Genomic DNA, 19,403 nt, shown 5'->3' with positions numbered 1-19,403 from the left:
TACTATACTTAAAAAAAAATGTCTACTTATCTATAATTTTAATGTATAATAGTATTTGAAAAGTAAATAAGGAGGAAAATTATAAATGACAGTTTTAGATAGAATTGTAGATAAATCAGATGAATTAGAAATTAAAGTACTTAATTATATAGTTGATGATATAGATACTTTAGAACTAAAAATGGAATCTTTAAGTGATAAAGAATTAAAAAATATGACAAATGTATTTAAAGAAAGATTGAAACAAGGAGAGTCATTAGATGATATATTACAAGAAGTTTTTGCAGTAGTTCGAGAAGTTTCAAAAAGAGTACTTGGAATGCGTCAATATAGAGTTCAATTAATCGGTGGGATAGTACTGCATCAAGGTAAAATAGCAGAAATGAGAACTGGTGAAGGTAAGACACTAGTTGGAGTTGCGCCTATATATTTAAATGCTCTTTTAGGAAAAGGAGTACATGTAGTAACTGTCAATGAATATCTAGCACAAAGAGATAAAGAAACTATGCAGCCAGTTTATGAATTTTTAGGGATGAGTGTAGGTGTTATTACAGCTGATTTATCACCTGAAGATAGAAAAAAACAGTATAATTGTGATATAACTTATGGTACAAATAATGAATTTGGATTTGATTATCTAAGAGATAATATGGTAACTAGAAAATCTGAAAAAGTTCAAAGAGAGTTATATTATTCTATAGTAGATGAAGTAGACTCAATTTTGATAGATGAAGCAAGAACTCCACTTATAATTGCTGGTAGTGGAAAAGAAGATACTAAGTTATATGAACTTGCAAATGCTTTTATTAAAATTTTAAAAGAAGAAGATTATGAGATAGATAAGAAAGAAAACACTATATGTCTTACACACACAGGTCTAAGTAAAGCAGAGACTTTTTTTGGTATAGAAAATATAACTCATATAGATAATATAGAGATTTATCATCATACAAATCAAGCATTAAGAGCACATAAATTAATGGAGAGAGATGTCGAATATGTTGTCCAAGACGAAGAAATACAAATAGTAGACGAATTTACTGGTAGGATATTAGATGGAAGAAGGTATACAGATGGTCTTCACCAAGCTATAGAAGCAAAAGAAGGGGTAAAAATTAAAGATGAGTCTAAAACATTAGCAACAGTTACTTTTCAAAATTTCTTTAGACTATACGAAAAACTTTCAGGAATGACTGGTACTGCAAAAACAGAAGAAAGCGAATTTGAATCAATTTATAAATTGAATGTTGTTCAGATACCAACAAATAAACCTGTTATAAGAGCTGATTTACAAGATAAAGTATTTAGAACAGAAGATGCAAAATATAATGCTGTTGTAGAGGAAATAATAAAGATAAATAAAACTAAGCAACCAGTATTAGTAGGTACTGTTTCAATAGAAAAATCAGAAATGCTTTCAAGTATGCTAAAAAAACGAGGAATAAAGCATGAAGTTCTAAATGCCAAACAACATGATAAAGAAGCTGAAATTATATCAAGAGCTGGAAAGTTAGGTTCTGTTACTATTGCAACTAACATGGCAGGGAGAGGAACTGATATAGCACTAGGTGCAGGAGATAAAATTGAAGAAGAAAAAGTAAGAGATATTGGTGGATTATATGTTATAGGAACTGAAAGACATGAATCAAGAAGAATTGATAACCAACTTAGAGGTCGTTCTGGACGTCAAGGAGATCCAGGAACATCTAGATTTTTTGTTAGTTTAGAAGATGAAATGATAAAGTTATATGGTGGAAAAGGAATTGAAAAGATTTTAAAAAGAATGAATGCTAAAGATGAAGATGCAATTGAGAGTAAATCATTATCTAAAGCTATAGAGAGAGCTCAAAGAGGAATAGAAGGTAAGAATTTTGAGCAAAGAAAAAATGTACTTAAATATGATGATACTATTAATGAACAAAGAAAAGTTATATATGAAGAAAGAAATAGAGTTTTAAATGATTTAAATATATCTGAAGATATACAAAAAATGGTTAGAGAGATAATAGAAGACACCGCTAAGAAATATTTATCTAATCAAAGGGATTACTATAGTTACTTTAAATCTTTATATAATGATTTTATGCCTCCAAATACATTGTTGATTCCAGGTGTAGATAAAAAAAGTGTGGATGAAGTTGTACAACACACATATGAAATATCCAAAAGAGTTTATGATATTAAAAAAATGGTAGTTGGCATAGAAAAAATAGAAGAATTAGAAAAGAGAGTTTTATTACAAGTAGTTGATACTTATTGGATGGACCATATAGATGCTATGGATCAATTAAGACAATATATAGGTCTGAAGTCATATGCGCAAAAAGATCCATTTAAGGAGTATGCTTTAGAAGGCTATGATATGTTTGAAGAACTAAATAGAAAAATAAGAACAACAACAGTACAGTATTTGTACAAGTTTGATTAATTAAAAATACAATTCAAAATAGTTTTTATAACTATTTTGAATTGTGTAAAGTAACAATGTATGATTTAATTGTTTAACTTAGAAAAAAGAAGCTATATTTAAAATAGTTATTATTTTAAAATATAGCTTCTTTTTGTGTGAGAAATACGGAAAAAAGAGATGATTGAAATTTCTTTCTTCCTTTTAATATTATACTATAAAGAGTATTAAAAGTCTATTAGTTATAAGTGGTAAAATAAAAAAAAATTACAAAATTGTTACTTTTATGTATACATAAATCAATTCCAGTATTTTACATGGAAAAAAATGATTAATTTTTGTATAATGAAATAAATATTCTAATAGATTCAGAGTTATCATATACATTGAAATAATATTATATTTATATTATAATTTATAGATAATAAGTAATTTTAAAAGTTTAAATAGAAATATAGATAATTCATTATCTTAATAAAGTTTATCTATGCAGTATCAGAGGTTTTAATACTATGTATGAGGATTTTAGAATATTGAAATTTTTATAATTACAATTTGTCTTAGTACTTAAGTTATTTAGGATATAATAGTGTTAAATGAAATATATTAGAAAATGAAGGGAGTACAAATTATGAATATACCAAAAAAAATTATATCATTATTGACAATAACAATAATGTTAAGTAGCTTATCTTTAGATACAGTAAATGCTTCAACAAAAGAATCTTTAGTTGGTAGTGGAAGATGGGAAACAGCTATACAAATAAGCAAAAATGGTTGGGAAAGTTCAAAAGAAGCAGTATTAGTCAATGATAGCTCAATAGCAGATGCATTATCAGCAACCCCTTTTGCAAAAGCTAAAAATGCTCCAATTTTATTAACACAAAGTAATAGTATAGATACAAGAACTAAAGCTGAATTAAAAAGGTTAAATGTATCAAAGGTTTATTTGATAGGAGGAAATATTACACTGAGTTCAAATTTGGAAAATGAATTGAAAAGTATAAATATAGACTCAGAGAGGATATCTGGAGATAGTAGATATTCTACTTCTTTAGAACTAGCTAAAAAAATAGATAGTATGAGTAATATTTCTAAAATTGTTGTTGTAAATGGGCAAAAAGGTCTGGCTGATGCTGTAAGTGTTGGAGCAGCAGCAGCACAAGGAAATATGCCTATAATACTTTCAGATACTACTAATGGAATTAGTACTTCAAAAGATTTTATAAGTAAAAATAATATAACTACGTCTTATGTAGTTGGTGGTAATAATTCTGTATCTGAAGATGTTAAAAATTCACTTCCTAATGCTAAAAGAATTTCTGGAGAAAATAGAAACCAAACTAATGCAAAAGTTATAGAAGAATTTTATAAAGGTACAAACTTAAAGAATTTATATATAACTAAAGATGGTATGAAAAAACAAGGTGATTTAATTGATTCTTTAGCTGTTGGTGTGTTAGCGGCTAAAAATAGTTCTCCTGTTCTTTTGGCAGGTAATAAATTGGACTCTGTCCAAAAAGATATACTAGATACCAAAGTTTTTGATAAGATTACACAAGTTGGTGGAAACGGAAATGAAGATGTATTTAAGTCAGTACATGAAATTCAAGAAGAAACTAAATATACAGTTGAAACAATTTCTGAACTTGATACAGCTATAAAGAAATCAGATGCTAATGATATCATAAGATTCAAAAATGATGATAAAATAACAGGATCGATTGATATAAGTACAAAAAAAGCTATAACAATTGAATTCAATGGGCTATATAGTGGAAAAGTAAATATCAATATGCCAAATGGAGATATACATAATTATGGAGATATGACAGGTCAGATGGATATTAAAGATATAAAAGCTAACACTTTGGTAAATGAAGGGTCAATTAATGAGATAACTATATATGACCAAAATGGTTGTAAAATAGAAAATGAAAAAGATGCTGATATTTGGAAAATAACATTACTGGATACATCTAAGAATACCTATATAAATAATAGTGGAACTATAACTAAAATAGTTAGTGATGCATCAAATACAACTATAAAAAATTCAGGAAAGATTGATTTAATAAGTGGAACTAAGTCTCCAGCAGTAAGTGGTAATCAAGCTACTGATGAAAATATAAAAGATAATGATGACAAAGAAGCAGGAGGAATCTCTGTATATGTAGATCCATGTTCTCCTCCAAAAGAGGGAAAAGTAATGCTAAAAATACCAAAAGAACCTAGAAATTCTAGTTATAAGATATACTACAGAATAGTGAGATATAGACCATCTGCAATGAGTATAGGAACTACGATATCAAAAAGTAGTTGGACTCAAGTAGCAACTACAGATTCATTTATGATTAGTGCGCCAGATGGATATTATGTAGAAGCTGTAGAAATCTATGATTCTGACAGAAAGGTAAGTAAATGGGGAAGATCAGGGAGTATAGATGATGGATATAACAATACAACTTCATCAGCAACATTAAAAAGTTATAAATAAAATAAATAATACATGATGTGAAACTATATGATGATCTATGTATATTTATTAGGATATAAAAATTTGTATGAGATAAATCAAAATAAATAATATAAAAAATAGGTTATATAAACTTATTACAATAGATTAATTATTGTAAGGTAGCTATATAACTTATTTTTGTGGAAAAGTATAGTGCTAAGTTCAAAATAAATATACTATTTTTAATATTAAATTTTTAAAATTATTGCTCAATAAAGTTTTAATAATTTGAAAAGTAGTGTATACTCATTTTATGGAGAATCTTAGTGAAATGAGAATAAATGAGGAGGAAATGGTAAGTTGAATATAACTAATAAATGTGTTTTAGGAATATCTGTTTTAGCAATTTTGGTTTTTGGATTTTCTGCGTTTCAAGGAAGTGCTCAAATTGCTGAGAGAAAAAAGGATTATAATATATATCTTGAAGCCAATTCTGACAAGGAAGATGTAAAAGCTTCTTTAGATGATATTTCTAAATTAGAGAAAAAATATGGAGAAAGTGATGCATTAAGTGTATCTAAGATTAATTTGTATGAAAAGATGGATGATTACAAAAGTTTACAATATGAAATTGAAAAAATTTATAATAGATATCCTCAAACAAGGAATACTGTTTCATTAGTACTTTTATATTCTGAAACTGCTTTGAAAAATGGTAACAAAGAATTGTCAAAAAAAATGATTGATGAAGCAATTAGACTAGGAGCACAAGAGAATTATAAAGAAAGAGTAGATAAAGTATTATCACAATTAAATTAAAAGGAGAAGTATATGTTAGATAAGTATTATAACAGAGGAAAAATCGAACAAATAGATAAGATTATTTTATTTATATTATTATTTATGATGTGTGTTATACCTATAATAACTCATGAATACACTTCTACAAACTATAGTCCAATTTTTACATTAACATTGTATTCTTCAGGAGAAAGAGTGGAGATTTTTAATTTTTATAAAACAATGATGTTATATTTAGGAACAGTAGTAGTTTCTGGACTTTTCATGTATAAAATATTAATTCTTAAAGAAGAGTTAATACAAAGGAAAATAAATATAATATTATTTATATTGGCAATAGGAGTAATATTATCAGCTATTTTTTCTGACTATAAAGATATAGCATTGTTTGGAAATCCTGACAGATTTGAGGGTGCTTTAGCTTGGTTTTGCTATATAGTTATATTTTTTGTCCTATATAACATTAAAATTAATATAAAGGATTTTAAATTATTCTATTTTGGATTGTTTCCATTTTTAATCATAAATTTATTTTTAGGATTAGCTCAATTTTTCGGCATTAATATTTTAGAATTTAAAATTTTACCATTTCTTATTGGTGGAGGTAATTTATCTGGAACTTTTTGGACGACTTTATATCATTTTAATCTTATGAGTGGAATAGCAGCTGTTATTTTTAGTGCTAGTTTGGTGTATATGTTATTTGAAAAAGATATTAAGAAAAAAATAATCCCATTGCTTGGGTCAATTATGTCATTTACAATAGTTCTAGTATCAAATTCTATAAGTGGATTTTTGACATCTATATTATTATGTCCAATTATATTAGTTTTAGCATGGAGATTTGTGGATAAAAAAGAATTAAGTATATGGTCAATTATTATAGTTGTAATTAATTTTATTATATATACTATATTAAACAAATATAATCCTAATGTATATCAAGAAACATTCTCTGTATTTGGTAAATTAAATCAAGTATCAGTACTAATATTACCTATGTTGATGGTAGCATTTATATTATTGATTGTTGTAATGAAGTTTATAAATAAAAAGAAATTTTTTAACTTTGTAATGATATGTTCAGTTGTTATAGTGTCAATTGGATTATTATTTTTCTCATATAGATTAAATAAAGAAAACAGCATTTTAGAGAATAATCCAAGTGCAAACATTGTTAAGGTGGAAGATTCTAAAGTATTTCAAGTGATAAATGGAATGAGTACAGACCGTTTAAATATTTGGAGTAAGGTAATGCATTTTATAAATGAAAACCCTATACTTGGGAATGGATTTGACACTTTCCCATATAAATTTATTAGTATTGACAAGAATGGTGCTTTAAGTACATATGGAGAGGTCATAGATAAACCACATAGCTGGTATATGAGTGTTGCATATGGGAGTGGTATAGTTGGTATAGTTGGCTTAATAGGAATAATATTATACTTAATAAAGAAATCTTTTTATAGTTGTGTAGATAAGAATAATGATAAGTTTTTATACATATTCTTTATTGGTTTTTTAGCATATGTTATGCAAGGATTTTTTAATGATAGTTTGGCAGGTACTTCTATAATATGTTGGGTATTCGCAGGTTTAACTGCTAATAAAATATTTGAAAGAAAATCAGAGTAGATTTTAAGATAATATATTAATTATATAAATTTATATCTTTTATTTTTTAAAAATAAAAAATGCTAGTACTTAGTGTTTAGACATAAAACAATAGTCATAATCTAAGTTTTTATCATATGTACAATGAAGGATATAGATTAACATAATGAAAGGAGTTAGGAGTTTGAATATAAGTGTAATAATACCTACTAAAAATGCAGAAAAGTATATTAATTTTCTTATAAAGAAACTATTAAAACAAACTATAAAACCGTGTGAAATAATAGTAATAGATACTGAATCTACAGATAAGACTAAAAAAATTTGTATGAAGTATGATATGGTAAAATTTGTTCAGATAAAACAAAATGAATTTAATCATGGTAAAACTAGGAATGAAGCTGCTAAATTGGCGAATGGTGATGTTCTGGTTTTCATGACACAAGATGCCTATCCTAAGAATGATAACTTTATAGAGGAATTGATAAAGCCTTTGGGAAAGGGTGGAATTGTATGTACATATGGAAGACAACTAGCAAGGAATGATTCAAATATTTTAGAATCATTTTATAGAAGTTTTAATTATGGAAATTATGATATAATAAAGTCTAAAGAAGATATTTATAAGTTTGGTGTAAAGACTTTTTTCTTTAGTAATGTTTGTTCTTCTTTTATTAAAAATGATTTTTTTGAAGTCAATGGATTTCCTAATGATACAATAATGAATGAGGATATGATAATAGCTTGTAAATTTATATATGGTGGTAAAAAAACTTGTTACGCATCTAATGCTATGGTTATACATTCTCATAAATATACATATTTACAACAGTTTAAGAGAAATTTTGATATTGGAGTTGCATTTATAGATAACTATAATTATTTGGGTGAAGTAAAATCAGAGTCAGAAGGAATTATGTTTGTTAAAGAGGCAATTAAGTTTTTAATAAAAAATAATAAATACTACTTAATTCCAACTTTGATTATAGAGAGTGGATTTAGATTTATTGGATATAAACTTGGAAAGAATTATAAAAAAATACCAATAAAGATTATTAAGATGTTGAGTATGAATTCATTTTATTTTGAAAATAAAAAATTGTATTAGAGCTAGTAAGAAAAGTTTCTTATTAATATTTCAAATATAAATAATGAAATAGAAGTTGTTTAAATTTAGAAGGATGGTGTAATTATAAAATTGAAATATATTATGAGTTTTGTAGATTTATTTATATCATCAGTATGTATGTTTTTTTATTTTCCTTTTTTTCCAAAGAACATATGGATTATTTCTGAAAGAGGAGACCAAGCTCAAGATAATGGTATTTCCTTTTTTAAATATTTAAATTCTATTGATGATGATATATCTTCATACTATTTGCTTGAAAAAGGAAATGAAAATATCAAAAGAGTAGGAAAAATTGGGAAGGTAATCTTAAAGGGAAGTTTAAAACATAAGATGTTTTTTCTTATGAGTAATGTTATAGCAAGTACAGAAAAAAATATTATAGAACCTTGGGGAAGTAATATTTTTTATAAATATTTTTCATCATTATATCCCCAAAAAATTAAAGTATTTTTACAGCACGGAGTAACTGATAAAGATGTAAGTCATGTTTATGGTAGGAAAATATCAAATTTTGATTTGGTTGTAACTGTATCAAAAAGAGAAAAAAAATTCATGGTAGAGCAATTTGGATATAATGAATTAAATGTTATATGTACAGGTTTCTCAAGATATGATTATTTGAATTTAAAATCAAAAAATAATATTATAACATATATACCTACATGGAGAAGATACCTAGTTGAATTATCAGATAAAAGCATAAGTAATACAATAGAAAATAAAGATAATTTTTTAAAATCCAAATATTATTTAGAAATAATGGATATTATTAATGATAGTGCATTAATTTCGTTTTTAGAAGAAGAAAATCTGGAATTTTTATTTATAACCCATTATGCTTTTGATATTTTCAGTGAATTATTTTCGTCAAAGTCTGATAAAATAAAAATTTTTAAATCCGGAGAAATAGAAATAAAATCTTTACTAGAAATTTCAAAGATATTTATAACTGATTATTCTAGCATACATTTTGATTCAGCTTATATAGGATGTAATAATATTTACTATCAGTTTGATGCAGAAGAATTTTTTGATGAACATGCAGGTAAGTCATATTTTTCATACGAAATAGACGGATTTGGAGATTTAGTGAATAATAAATTTGATTTAATAAAAGTCTTAGAGGAGATAGCATCTAATAATTATGTAAGAAAAAAAATGTATTGTGAGAGAGTGAATAAGTTTTTTGAATTTAAAGACAAAAATAATTCAAAAAGAATTTATGATGAAATTAAGTCTTTTTTAAAATAAAATTAAACTTGAGGTAGTGAAATGAAAAAAATAAAAAATTATGCCAGAACATTTAATGAATACAGAGCATTGTTGCATGAATTTATAAAAAGAGATATAAAATTAAAATACAGAAACTCTATATTAGGAATATTATGGAGTATGTTAAATCCGCTATTAACAATGATAGTATTAACTTTTATATTTTCTCAAATATTTAAGAGCTCTATTCCTAATTTTCCTGTATATTGTTTGTCTGGTAGATTAATATATGATTTTTTTTCGCAGTCAACGAATCAATGTCTAAGATCAATAACAAGCAAGAGTTCATTAATAAAAAAGATATATATTCCTAAATATTTATATCCATTATCAAAGGTTATGTCAACTTTTATAATATTCATTATATCAATGATACCATTATTTATAGTTATGGCTATTACAAAAGTGAATTTTAAGGTAATAAATTTATTTATGATATATCCATTGATTATGCTATTTTTTATTTCTTTAGGAATAGGATTAGTATTATCTACAATAAATGTATTTTTTAGAGATATGGAGCATATATATTCAGTTATTTTACTTGTAATAATGTATATGTCAGCTATATTTTATTCAATTGATATTATCGATCCACGTTTTGCATTTATTATGAAACTAAATCCTATTTATCCTGTTATATATGTTTTTAGAGATTGTATCTTATATGGTCAAATTACATCAATAAAAAATATAATTTTGAGCGGTATATATGCTATTTTTTATATAGTAATAGGTATAACTGTATTTTACAAAAATCAAGATAAATTTATATTAAATATTTAGGAGTGTTTATATGAACAATGTTATTGTAGAGATGAATAATATTTCAATGCAATTTAAAAAAGGAAGAGAAAAAATTGATTCATTTAAGACGTTTGTAATAAAAAAAATAAAAGGTGAGTTAGAATATGATAATTTTATTGCATTGAAAAATATAAATTTAAGTATATCAAGAGGAGACGTAATAGGATTTGTTGGGTTGAATGGTTCAGGAAAAAGTACATTACTTAAAATTGTAGCTGGAGTACAAAAACCTACAGAAGGAACTATAAAAGTAAATGGTAAAGTGTCACCATTATTAGAATTAGGTGCAGGTTTTGATAATGATTTAACTGGGCGTGAAAATATATATTTAAATGGATTGATATTAGGTTATGATAGAGAGTTTATTAATAAAAATATTGATAGAATAATAGCATTTGCTGAAATTGAAAACTTTATAGATACACCTATTAAAAATTATTCTTCTGGAATGAAGGCAAGATTAGGCTTTTCTATAGCAACTATAAAGAATCCTGATATATTAATTGTTGATGAAGTGTTATCTGTAGGAGATGGAAGGTTTAGAGCAAAAAGTGAAAAAAGAATGTTAGAGCTAATTGATTCAGAGGCAACAGTATTATTTGTGTCTCATTCTATTTCTCAGGTTAGACGGTTATGTAATAGAGTAATTTGGTTGAATAATGGAGAGATAAAAATGTCTGGAGCTACTAATGAAGTATGTGATTTGTATGAAAAATATTTGAAGATGTAAAGGAATTAAAATGAATTATAAATATAAATTTTCTATAATAATAGCTATTTATAATACAGAACAATACTTAGAAGAAGCTATTAATAGTGTTATAGGGCAGAATATTGGATTTGAAAATGTACAACTTATATTAGTTAATGATGGAAGTTCAGATAATAGTGATTTTTTATGTTCAAAGTATGATAAATTATATGAAAATGTTGTTTATCTAAATTTAGAACATAAAGGGGTTAGTAATGCTAGAAATGAAGGATTGAAGTATTCTAATAGTAAATATGTTAATTTCTTAGATTCTGATGATAAATTTGAAAAAAATGTTTTAGATAGTGTATACACATTTTTTGAAGAAAATTATGAGAAAATTGATTTTGTATCAATTCCACTATACTTTTTTGACTACGAAAGTGGTGAACATATATTGAATTCTAAGTTTATAAAAAATGGAATTATAGACATAGAAAAAGAATATCAAGCAATTCAATTATCATCTTCAAGTTCTTTTTTTAAATCTGATGTATTAAAAAAAAATTATTTTGATAAAAAATTAGAATATGCAGAAGATGCAAGTTTATTATCAAAGTTAGTTCTAAAAAAATATAAGTATGGAATAGTCAGTGATGTTAAATATTTTTATAGAAAAAGAAAAGATTTTAGTTCTGCTATTCAAAATAGTGGGAGACGTAAAAGTTGGTACATAGATTATATTAATAATTTTTCTTTGGGTTTATTAACATATTCTAAAAAAGAATGTAATTATATACCTAAATATATCCAATATATTGTTATGTATGATTTAGTATGGAGAATTAATGAATTTAAAAATATAGATAACATTTTGAGTAAGTCAGAGAAGCAATCTTTTTTTGAAATATTTAATTTAGTTTTATCACAGATAGAAGATAAGATAATATTTGAACAAACCTATTTAAAGTATCATAGGAAAATATTGTTATATATCTTAAAAAGGATAGATTCGACATTTATAAAAAAATATATAATTATGATTATTTCTTGGCATAAATAAGAATGTATTTATAAATTTTAATAAACAGAGGTAATAACATATGAATAATGATATTAGTATAATACTGAGAACTAAAGATAGATATATTATGTTATCTAGAGCATTAAATGATATTATATGTCAAACCTATAAAAATTGGGTGATAATACTGGTAAATGATGGTGGAGATTTAAACAAGATAAATAAAATTATTGAACAGAAAAAGGAAAAAATAAAAGGAAGAATAAAAATAGTAAATATTAAAGAAAATAAAGGACTTAATGTAGCTATAAATGTAGGAGCAAGAAATGTAAAAACTGATTTTGTTGTAGTTCATGATGATGATGATACATGGAAAGAGACTTTTTTAGAAGAAAGTATTTCAGCACTAAATAAGTATAATTGTATGGGAATTGTATGTCACACTAATAAAGTGTATGAAGATGTAAAAAATAATACTATAAAAATAAAAAGGACGAAATCATTTAATCAACATTTGCAAGGTGTTATATCAATTAATGAAATGTTACAATACAATCAATTTCCACCAATATCATTTTTATATAGAACCTGTGTTTATGAAGAAATTGGGTATTATGATGAGTCTTTACTAGTTCTTGAAGATTGGGAATTTTACATAAGATTTATATTAAAGTTTGATATATATGTACTTGAAAAAACATTGGCTAACTATCATATAAGGATAAATAAGTATAGTAAGGTATTTGGTAATACTATTACAACTAATAAAAAAGAACATATTAAATATGCAAACATTATAAAAAATAGAATGATTAGAGAATATATAAAAAATAATGCGAAAGAAGGTTTATTTGTAGGAATTTATAGTGGTCAAGAATATAATAGTGTTAAATTATTTATAAAGAAAGTTTTGAAACTATAAATAGAATTCTAGTAATAAAAGAAAATACTTTTACTTTATATATGAGAGGAAGTGAAATTAAATTTTTTCTATAAGTAATAATATATTGGGATTAAAAAAATATTTAAATATAAAATTAGATAATCTATGTATTAGGATTGGATTTATTATAGGAAAAATAATTCCAATAAAAGAAAAAAATATTATATTAGCAACTAATAGAAGTGAGTTTCTAAATGGAAATTTAAAAATTTTGAATGATGCTTTATGTCAAGATAAAAAATTGAAAATAATTACATATTTAAAGAATAATAATCTAAATAAAATTGATTTAGTAAAAATGTATTATAATTTTGCAACAGCAAAGTATATTTTTATAGATGATTATTACTATAGAATTTATGGCATGAAATTTAAAAAGAAAACTGAGGTTATTCAATTATGGCATGCGTGCGGTGCTTTTAAAAGATTTGGATTTAGTGCGATAAATTTGAGGGATTCTAATACAATTGAATTTGAAAAAAAAGCTCATATAAACTATACAAAAGTTATAACCAGTTCAAAAGAAGTAAATAAGTATTACTCGGAGGCTTTTGGAATAAGTGAGGAAAAAATATTTGCACTAGGAGTTCCAAAATCAGACCTTATTTTAAACTCAGAATATATAAATAATATAAAGAAATTTTTATTAAAAGAATACTCTATATTAAAAGGCAAGAAAATAGTTACTTATGCACCAACATTTAGAGGAGATATTAACAAAAGAAAGAAGTTTGATTTAAAACTAAACTTTGAGAAAATTTTGGAATCTATTGGATGTGAATATATAATTATTTTAAAATTACATCCAAGTGTGGATATTAGCAATTTAGAAATACCTAAAAAGTATAGTAATAATATTTTGGATTTGTCAATATATAAAGAAATTAACGATATATTAATAATTACTGATATATTAATTACGGATTATTCATCTGTGATATTTGATTATTCTTTGTTAGAGAGGCCAATGATTTTTTTTTCATATGATTTGGAAACATATTTAGATGAACGAAATTTTTATTATGACTATAAGAAATTAGTACCTGGACCTATAGCTTACACAACTGATGATGTCGTATATTATATATTATACCATCAGTTTGATTTAGATTATGTAAGAAATTTTAAAAAAAAGTTTTTTGATGATTTTGATGGAAAAGCAACAAAAAGAATTATTGATACCATAATTAATGAAAAAAATTTATAATAAGAAGGGGAAAAATATGATATATGGAGAAATCTTAGCTGGAGGCAAAGGTAATCGTATGGGAAATACTGAAATGCCAAAACAGTTTTTAAAATTAGGAGATAAACCTATAATAATACACACACTGGAAAAGTTTGTTTTATGTAGAAAAATTGATAAAATAATTATTGTAGTTCCAAAACAGTGGAAGCAACATACTATAGATATAATAAAAAAATATATAGACATGAAAACTGAAAATAGAATATACATATGTGAAGGTGGTGTAAATCGTAATGAGTCCATAATGAATGGTATTAGATATATAAATAATCATTGGGGAATAAATGATGATGATATAGTAGTAACTCATGATTCCATAAGACCATTTATTACAAATAGAATAATTGAAGATAATATTAAAATGTGTTTAAAGTATCACGCTACAGATACTGTTATACCAGCATTTGATACTATTGTTGAGTCTGAAAATAATGATACAATAACTAATATACCTGTAAGAAATTTTATGTATCAAGGTCAAACACCGCAAAGTTTTAATATAAAAAAATTAATGGGTTTTTATGACTCAATAAGTGAAGAAGAAAAAGAAGTTTTAACAGATGCAGCTAAAATTTTCGTTATAAATGGAGAGAAAGTAAGGTTAGTTTTGGGAGAAGTATTCAATATAAAAATAACAACTCAATTTGATTTAAAGTTAGCTAATGCATTAGTAAAGGAAGGTTCAAGCAATGATAAATAGTGTATATAGATTAATATCACCAAAACAAATTGTAGTATTTTTAGAGGATATAAAGTTAAAAGAGAATGAATTAATAGTAAGGCCAACTAAATTATCAATATGTGCAGCTGATCAAAGATATTATACTGGTATGAGGGGGAAAGAGGCTTTAGAAAAAAAATTACCAATGGCATTAATACATGAGGCTGTAGGAGAAATAGTATTTGATCCAAAAAATGAATTTAAAGTTGGCGAAAAAGTAGCAATGATTCCAAATACACCTATGGTGAAAGATAATGTGATCTGTGAAAACTATATTAAAGATAGTAAATTCAGATCTAGTGGCTATGATGGTTTTATGCAAGAATATGTCTTCATGAGAAGAGATAGGGTAATCTTGTATAATAATATAGATGAAGATATTGCTTCCTTTATAGAACTAGTAAGTGTGTCAATGCATTCTATTGAACGATTTGAAAAAAATTCAAATATAAATAAAGATATAATAGGTGTTTGGGGAGATGGAAGTGTTGGATTTATAACCTCGTTGATCTTAAAAATAAAATATCCTAAATCAAAAATAGTGGTTTTTGGAAAACATGAAGAGAAATTAGGTTTTTTCTCATTTGTTGATGAAGTATATTTAATTGAGATGATTCCAAAACATTTAAATATTGATCATGCCTTTGAAGCTGTTGGAGGGCTTGGAAGTGGAAAAGCAATTAATCAAATAATAAAATTTCTGAATCCAGAAGGGACTATAAATATACTAGGTGTATCAGAAATTCCAATCGAAATAAACACTCGAATGATACTTGAAAAGGGAATAAGTCTTATAGGTAGTAGTAGAAGTGGGAGAAAGGATTTTGAATCAACAATTAGTTTTTTAGAGAAAAATATAAGCATGCAAAATCAACTTCGAAAGCTTATATCAAATATTATAATTGCTAAATCTATTGGAGATATTAATAATGCTTTTGAGTATGATTTATCAACTTCTTTTAAAACAATTATCGATTGGAAAATTTAATTCTTTTAAATAAGATATTATTAAAATATACATAAAAGTAATAATTCTTTTAAAATCATAAAAATATATTTATAGTGAAGTAGTTTTGAAATTTTATGGTATGTTTAGAAAGTGTTATTAATTATAAAATTATTATCAACTAATGGAAGGTGAGGTAAAAATGAGTAATTCTGGTAAAAATAAGAGAGATAATAATATATGGATGTTTAACTCTGGAAATAAGTTTGATGGAAATCCTAAATGGTTATTTATTTACATTAATAATCATAGGAAAGATATTACTACATATTGGATTTGTAATTCTAAAGAGACAGTTAAATTAATTAAAAAATTAGGTTACAATACCCTTGAATATAACTCTAAAAAAAGTAAAGAACTTCAAAATAAAACAGGTGTATTTGTAGTGAATCAAGTAAAAGAATATATACCACCAAATTTAATTGGAGCAAAAATTTTAAATTTATGGCATGGGGTTGGATGTAAATCTATTGAAAGAAAATTAAATTCAGGAATACTAAATGAAAAAGTAGCTAAAAAATACATAAAATATAATGAAATATTTATGAATGATCAATTGTTTTTGGTTACTTCTCCATTAATGGAAAAGCATTTTAAAGAACAGTGTGGCATTGATGATAATCATATTATAAGAGGAGGATATCCTTGTTGTATATATAAAGAAAACATAAAAACATTTAGTCATGATATATTAAAGCAAAAAGGTTTAGATTCAAATACTAAAATTGCCATATATTGTCCAACATTCAGGGAAAATTCTACATTAGATTTCTTTGGTAAGGCAATACCAGATATAGAAGCTTTGATAAGACAGTTAGAAAAACTAGATATTTTATTAATCTTTAAAATGCACCCATTAATGGAAAAAGACTATAAGTACAATGCTTTGAAGAATATTTATTCAAAGTGTAAAAATATATTGTTTTGGGATAATAAAAATGATATTTATGAAATCTTTGATATTATAGATTTAGCAATAGTTGATTATTCTTCAATTTTTTATGATCTTTTTGCTTCAAAAATCCCACATTTTATAAGATACATATTTGATTATGAGGATAAGAATAATGTTCGTGATTTAGTTTTTGATTATAAGGAAATGACCTTTGGTAAAGTATGTAATAACTTTGACGAACTTTTAAATTCTTTGTCTAATTATCAAGAAGATAATTCTGAAAAAAAAGAAATAATTTATGATTTATTTTGGTCATATTCAAATAATACGTCATTAGAGGATATTATTAACCAAACTTTAGATTTTAAACAAGATTTGACAAGAGAATTACCTGTATTATACAGTTTTGATATTTTTGATACTTTAATTGAAAGAAATACTCTAGTTCCAGAGGGAACTTTTTATTATGTTCAAGATAAAATACAAGATTCTTTAGTAGAATTACCTAAATACATTAAGAAAAATTTTGTTAAGATACGTAGGACAGCAGAAGCAAATGTTAGAGAATATTACAAAAAAACTGTAAATATACGTGATGATAATAGATTAGAAGTTACCTTTGAAGAAATATATAAACATATAGAAAAAGTATATAATTTGTCCAAATTACAAAGTGATTTTCTAAAACAATGTGAGCTTGATTGTGAATACGAAAACTGTGAGCCTAAAGATGATATGATAGAAATTGTTAAATCACTGTTAAATAAAAAGGAAAAAGTAATTTTAATTAGTGATATGTATTTACCAAAAGAAATTATAACAAAGATTTTATTTAAAGCTAATCCAATATTGAGTAAATTACCATTATACTTATCTAGTGAATATGGAGTACGGAAAATTAATAAAAAATTGTTTTTGAAAGTTTATGAAGAATTAGATTACAATTATAAGCAATGGATTCATTATGGTGATAATAGGATAGCTGATGGGAAAAGACCATCTCAATTAGGAATTAAATCAGTAATACATCCTATATCAAAATTTAATACTTATGAAAGAGAGTTGGTAGATGAAATTCAGACATATGACTCATATCTTGTATCTGCAATGATGTCTAGATTTAGGCAAAGGTCTGAGGAAGAATCATCATATTATTCATATGCATATGTTTCTCTTTATTTAATACCTTATGTAAGTTGGGTAATAAAAGATGCTCTAAAACGCAATATTGATTGTTTATATTTTATATCAAGAGATGGACATCATTTAAAAAAAATTGCAGATGCTATTATAGATATAAAACAATTATCATTAAAAACAAAGTACATTTATGGATCAAGAAAAGCATGGAGAATTCCTTCTTTTATTGACAAAATTGATGATGAGTTTTTTGGTAATTTCGGAAATTTCTCTGGAGTTTCAGATTTTAAAAGTCTTATTAATGCTTTAAATATGAATAGTGAAAACTTCCAAAAAATTTTTCCAGAGTTAGAATTTTTGAAAGATAAGGAAAATATTGATAAAAAAACATTAATTTCTGCAATTACATGTATTAAATGTTCTGATAAATATAAAGAATATTTACTTATAAAGGCTAACTCTCAGAGAGAAGTAGTTGACAAATATCTAAATCAAGAGATTAATTTTGAAGAAAAATTTGCATTTGTTGAATATTGGGCAAGAGGATATACACAAGATTGTTTAAAAAGACTGTTACAAAATATTTTTGGAAATGATATTGAAGTGCCATTTTATTATGTTAGAAGCATATATCAGACAAAAGATAACTCTATTAGATATAATTATACAACTAATACAGCATCTTTGATATTTATTGAAGCAATATTTGCTAATCTTCCATATAAAAGTGTTTGTGAATACAAGATAAATAATGATAGAGTAGATCCTGTAATTGTAAGTAATAATAATAATAACATTCTTAATAAAGATTTAGAAGATTATTTGGTTAAATTTTGTTATGATTTTTATAACTTAGATTTAAAAGATGAGGATTTGATAGAAAGACAGTTATTTGATTTTTCATTAGAATACTATAATAAAAATCAAAATGATAAGTATATAGTAAATAGTCTTGCTCCATTAAAATACACAGAAACTTTACATGGCAATGAAGGAGAATTTGCACCAGCAATTACATGGAAAGTTATTTTAAAAAGAATATTTGGAGAAAATTTTAAACCTAATACTAATTCTATTGAAATGTCAATAGAACGTTCTTCAAAACCTTTGATATATATTTATAAACTTAAGAAAAAATTAAATGGTGATAAATTAAAAAAAACAAAAAAATTTTACAAGAAAATAAAAAATAAAATAAAAGCAAAATAAATTTATTTATTAGATTATTTTTCTAATTTAGTAA

Annotated in this window: 14 protein-coding genes; all 14 read left to right on the top strand. The window is 24.7% G+C overall.

The window, feature by feature from the left end:
- Nucleotides 1–85: 85 nt before the first annotated feature.
- On the top strand, nt 86–2,428 hold the full coding sequence (secA, locus tag ACTG47_RS15220; protein WP_479925166.1) for a preprotein translocase subunit SecA: 2,343 nt from the start codon (nt 86–88) through the stop codon (nt 2,426–2,428).
- A 610-nt stretch (nt 2,429–3,038) separates the two neighbouring features.
- Complete coding sequence (locus tag ACTG47_RS15215) at nt 3,039–4,904, top strand: cell wall-binding repeat-containing protein (protein WP_243193972.1); 1,866 nt, start codon at nt 3,039–3,041, stop codon at nt 4,902–4,904.
- 321 nt (nt 4,905–5,225) lie between these two features.
- Nucleotides 5,226–5,684, top strand: a complete 459-nt coding sequence (locus ACTG47_RS15210) for a hypothetical protein (RefSeq protein WP_243193971.1) — start codon at nt 5,226–5,228, stop codon at nt 5,682–5,684.
- Nucleotides 5,685–5,696: 12 nt separating this feature from the next.
- The gene (locus ACTG47_RS15205) at nt 5,697–7,304 is read left to right on the top strand and encodes an O-antigen ligase family protein (protein WP_243193970.1); all 1,608 of its coding nucleotides are present in this window, start codon (nt 5,697–5,699) and stop codon (nt 7,302–7,304) included.
- A 163-nt stretch (nt 7,305–7,467) separates the two neighbouring features.
- Nucleotides 7,468–8,391, top strand: coding sequence for a glycosyltransferase family 2 protein (locus ACTG47_RS15200; RefSeq protein WP_243193969.1), 924 nt, complete (start codon nt 7,468–7,470; stop codon nt 8,389–8,391).
- Between the two features lie 102 nt (nt 8,392–8,493).
- Nucleotides 8,494–9,663, top strand: coding sequence for a CDP-glycerol glycerophosphotransferase family protein (locus tag ACTG47_RS15195; protein ID WP_479925165.1), 1,170 nt, complete (start codon nt 8,494–8,496; stop codon nt 9,661–9,663).
- 21 nt (nt 9,664–9,684) lie between these two features.
- On the top strand, nt 9,685–10,470 hold the full coding sequence (locus ACTG47_RS15190) for an ABC transporter permease (RefSeq protein ID WP_243193967.1): 786 nt from the start codon (nt 9,685–9,687) through the stop codon (nt 10,468–10,470).
- A 10-nt stretch (nt 10,471–10,480) separates the two neighbouring features.
- A complete protein-coding gene (locus ACTG47_RS15185; protein WP_243193966.1) occupies nt 10,481–11,221 on the top strand; it encodes an ABC transporter ATP-binding protein in 741 nt (246 codons plus the stop codon).
- A gap of 10 nt (nt 11,222–11,231) precedes the next feature.
- On the top strand, nt 11,232–12,245 hold the full coding sequence (locus ACTG47_RS15180) for a glycosyltransferase family 2 protein (RefSeq protein ID WP_243193965.1): 1,014 nt from the start codon (nt 11,232–11,234) through the stop codon (nt 12,243–12,245).
- A gap of 40 nt (nt 12,246–12,285) precedes the next feature.
- Nucleotides 12,286–13,128 (top strand): glycosyltransferase family 2 protein, encoded by an 843-nt coding sequence (locus ACTG47_RS15175; RefSeq protein WP_243193964.1) that lies wholly within the window; start codon nt 12,286–12,288, stop codon nt 13,126–13,128.
- An 85-nt stretch (nt 13,129–13,213) separates the two neighbouring features.
- Entirely contained in the window at nt 13,214–14,356 is a 1,143-nt protein-coding gene (locus ACTG47_RS15170) for a CDP-glycerol glycerophosphotransferase family protein (protein WP_243193963.1), read from the top strand.
- Nucleotides 14,357–14,372: 16 nt separating this feature from the next.
- Nucleotides 14,373–15,098 carry an IspD/TarI family cytidylyltransferase gene (locus tag ACTG47_RS15165; protein ID WP_243193962.1) on the top strand — a complete coding sequence of 242 codons (726 nt, stop codon included), beginning with the start codon at nt 14,373–14,375 and terminating at the stop codon, nt 15,096–15,098.
- A complete protein-coding gene (locus tag ACTG47_RS15160) occupies nt 15,088–16,107 on the top strand; it encodes a zinc-binding dehydrogenase (RefSeq protein WP_479925164.1) in 1,020 nt (339 codons plus the stop codon). The genes ACTG47_RS15165 and ACTG47_RS15160 overlap by 11 nt, the downstream gene beginning before the upstream one ends.
- A gap of 142 nt (nt 16,108–16,249) precedes the next feature.
- Complete coding sequence (locus ACTG47_RS15155) at nt 16,250–19,369, top strand: HAD-IA family hydrolase (RefSeq protein ID WP_479925163.1); 3,120 nt, start codon at nt 16,250–16,252, stop codon at nt 19,367–19,369.
- The last annotated feature ends 34 nt before the right edge of the window (nt 19,370–19,403 follow it).

This window comes from Clostridioides sp. LIBA-6622, assembly GCF_056716095.1.
This window is presented reverse-complemented; position numbering and strand designations above follow the sequence as displayed.